The sequence below is a fragment of the Occallatibacter sp. genome (assembly GCF_049802275.1).
Classification (GTDB): domain Bacteria; phylum Acidobacteriota; class Terriglobia; order Terriglobales; family Acidobacteriaceae; genus Telmatobacter.
Window position 1 is genome coordinate 1 of the sequence record NZ_JBARMD010000070.1, and the last position, 3241, is coordinate 3241.

At 55.8% G+C, this 3241-nt stretch carries 3 protein-coding genes; 1 reads left to right on the top strand and 2 read right to left on the bottom strand.

What is annotated here, in order from left to right; translation table 11 throughout:
* A partial coding sequence (locus tag WA354_RS02375) for a recombinase family protein (protein WP_472811410.1) occupies window positions 1–428 on the top strand: 428 nt, incomplete at its 5' end.
* A 369-nt stretch (window positions 429–797) separates the two neighbouring features.
* On the opposite strand, the gene WA354_RS02380 is transcribed toward WA354_RS02375, so the two are convergent.
* Together WA354_RS02380 and WA354_RS02385 are read right to left on the bottom strand one after the other, a co-directional pair.
* On the bottom strand, window positions 798–2225 hold the full coding sequence (locus WA354_RS02380; protein WP_472811411.1) for a sigma-54-dependent transcriptional regulator: 1428 nt from the start codon (window positions 2223–2225) through the stop codon (window positions 798–800).
* Window positions 2203–3241: sensor histidine kinase (locus WA354_RS02385; protein ID WP_472811412.1), on the bottom strand; the 1039-nt coding region annotated here is incomplete at its 5' end. The genes WA354_RS02385 and WA354_RS02380, both read right to left, overlap by 23 nt.

Genomic DNA, 3241 nt, shown 5'->3' on the forward strand with positions numbered 1-3241 from the left:
CCAAGCGCGGTCGTTTCGACGTCGTGCTGGTCTGGGCATGCGATCGCATCGCCAGGTCCACGAGGCATTTCCTCGAGCTCCTCGACGAGTTCAACCGACTCGGAGTCGAGTTCGTCAGCTTCCGCGAGCAGATCGACACCGGTGGTCCGCTAGGCCGCGCCATCGTGGTTATCATCGGCGCAATCGCGGAGTTGGAAAGGTCGCTGATCGTCGAGCGGGTACGCGCCGGCATGCGGCGCGCCCGTCTCGAAGGCCGTCAGATCGGAAGAAAACCGCTCGAGCTGGACCGCGAAGCTATCCTTATAGATCGTCAGCGCGGGCAGAGCCTTGGTCAGATCGCTAAGGCTCACTGCGTCAGCCGCGCCACTGTTCACCGCGTGGTTCACCACGAATGGCCCGCTGGCAGCCCTGTTCCAAAAGGGGTCTGAAATCACGCCTTCCAAACCCAACAAAATCAACGGCCGAATCCACCCGATTCGGCCGTTTCACAACCTATAGATTCAGACACACTTTGGCTTCTTCGAGACCTCATGGAGTGAGTTGCCCGCGAGTCCCCCAGTTCCGAAGTAATCCGGTTTTACGGGAGTCCAAGGACGTGAGGATCATTCCGAAGTGCTCCGCGGCGAGAAAGGCCATGCGTGGAAAGCCCCTATATGTTTATAGGAACTGGCGATGGGGGACCGAGATGCCGGAAAAGAAATCCCGCTCCAGATATGACCACGAGGAACAGTCGTCCTTCGGAACCAAATCATGCCAGTTCACCGGCAAAGATTGGGCAACTATCGTTACTGCGCAAATCAGCTCTTAAAGCAGGCCTCATCCGTTCCTCTCTCAGGGATAGCGACGAGGCCATGACGCCCGATCTTATATCCGAGGTCGCTTCGCGATAAGCCGAGCTTTCTCGCAGCCTCCGCCTGCACTCCCTTTGCGAGATCAAGTGCGCGATTGATCAACGCTTTCTCAAGCCGTGTGATGGTATCGCGCAAATCAAGTTGAATTGGGAGCTTATCAACGAGTGTCTCGATAGAAGCTTCTTCTTTGACTTCCTGCCCAGCAGATGCTGGCGGTTGAAGATAGAAATCTTCCGGTCGGAGTTCAGTTGACTGACCAAGAATAAGCGCCCGCTCCAGAAGATTTCTCAACTCTCTAATATTTCCAGGGAACGGATAGTTGCACAGTTTCTGGAGAGCTGCCGGGGTCAGGCGCTTACCGGGAATCTTCATCTCTCCGGCGATCCTCAGGCTCAGACTCTCGCACAATTCGGGAACGTCCTCAGGGCGCTCTCTCAATGGAGGCAGGTGAACAGGCACAACCGCCAGCCGATAATACAGATCCTGGCGGAAGCTCCCACCCTTCACCCGCTCTTCAAGATTCCGGTGAGTCGCAGCAAGAACCCTTACGTCAACCCGACGTGTGAAGGCTGACCCGACTCGCTGAATCTCGCCATCGGCGAGCACACGCAGGAGTTTTGCCTGGGCTGCGGGTGACATCTCGGCAACTTCATCGAGAAACACTGTTCCCTCGTGTGCCGCTTCGAAAAGTCCTGGGCTCGACCGATCGGCACCAGTGAATGCGCCGCGTTCGTGGCCAAATAGTTCACTCTCCAGCAGAGTTTCAGTGACGGCGGCGCAATTGATGGCAATAAACGGTTTCCCGGATCGCGAACTGTTCCGGTGAATGGCACGAGCGACGAGTTCCTTGCCGGTCCCGGTTTCGCCCGTAATCAGCACAGTGCTGTTTGTGGGTGCTACGCGCGCTATGAAGTCCCGAACCGTGCAGATCGCAGGGCCACTTCCACGGATATCGTCGGCCCCTTCCAGCTTGCGGACGGTAGTCTTAAGGACGGCGTTCTCACGAAGCAGGGCAGTGCGTTCCGAAGCCCGATTTACGCTGGCGCGGACAATATCCGGATCAAATGGCTTGCTGAGAAAATCGAAGGCCCCACGCCGCATGCTTTCAACGGCAAGTTCGAGCGTGCCCACGGCGGTCAGAAAGATTACTGACGTTGTCGGGTCGTCATCGTGCGCAGCCTGAACAACATCCAAGCCGCTTCCGTCAGGCATTTTTTGATCAGTCAGGATTACATCGAAGTCCTCGCGTTTGATAAGCGCAAGCGCCTCCATAGCACCTGACGCCTCCACAACCACATGGGAATCCCTGCGGAGGTTAACGTTCAGGATGCGCCGCATCCCCTGCTCGTCATCAACAATTAATATCTTGGCCATCTGAGATCTCTTTCGACTCTAGGCTTGTGGGGTTTTTCACCAGAGTCATCGTGAAGGCGACAGCCCCCTCTTCGTTCCTGCTTACATAAAGGTCTCCGCCGTGCGCAATTGCTACTCCGCGAGCGAATGCCAGTCCCAGCCCCGTGCCTCGTGGCTTTGTTGTAAAAAAGGGCTCGAATATCCGTTTCAAGTCTTCGTCGCGGATTCTGTTACCGGTATTCTCGACCTCAATGTACAGCTTTTCTGATTCACTTCGCGACCTCAAGTCGATCCGGCCTCGGTCTGGGGTTGCATCTATGGCATTCAAAGAAAGGTTGAGTAACGCAGCCTCGATCTGAGATGGATCGACGGCAGCTGTCGGATCGCCAGTCACGGTGGAGCTGACTTCGATGACCCGATCGGCAGAGTGCATCCTTGTTACGTCGGCAATGTGTCCCAGAATGTCATCGATTGAAATTCGGACGAAATTCGGCTGCACGGGACGAGCATAGGAGAGGAAGTCTCCGGTGAGCTTCTCGAGGCGCTTCGCTTCCCGCGCAGCGATGGCGAACATCTCTTCTCTCTCAGCCGGCTCGGATGACGAGTGTGTCGCGGTCGCAAGAGAGCTCGTGATCATAGCGACGGGATTTCGAATTTCGTGCGCGATGCCGCTCGCGAAGCGTCCGATCGCTGCAAGCTTTTCTTCTGCAACGAGTCGTTCCCGGGCAGATTCGAGTTCCGACATCTTTTCATATAGCCTGGCTTCTTTCTGCTTCAGCTGATCGACCAGGTACCAAACAAGCGGTCCGATCAGGCTATAGATTACGGCGATCATGCCGTATTCCAGGTACTCCGTTGGCCGCGCCGGCGGATGCTCAGTGAAATAATGCTGGATCCATGCAAACATCATGCTGATTGCCGTGATGTTTGTCACCAGCGTAGCAGCAAGTCCAAGATGATAGGCACATTGGAGAATGGGAATCGCAAGCAGCACAAAATATGGTGGGTCGTCTCGATTGGTGTAGATCACGAGTAGA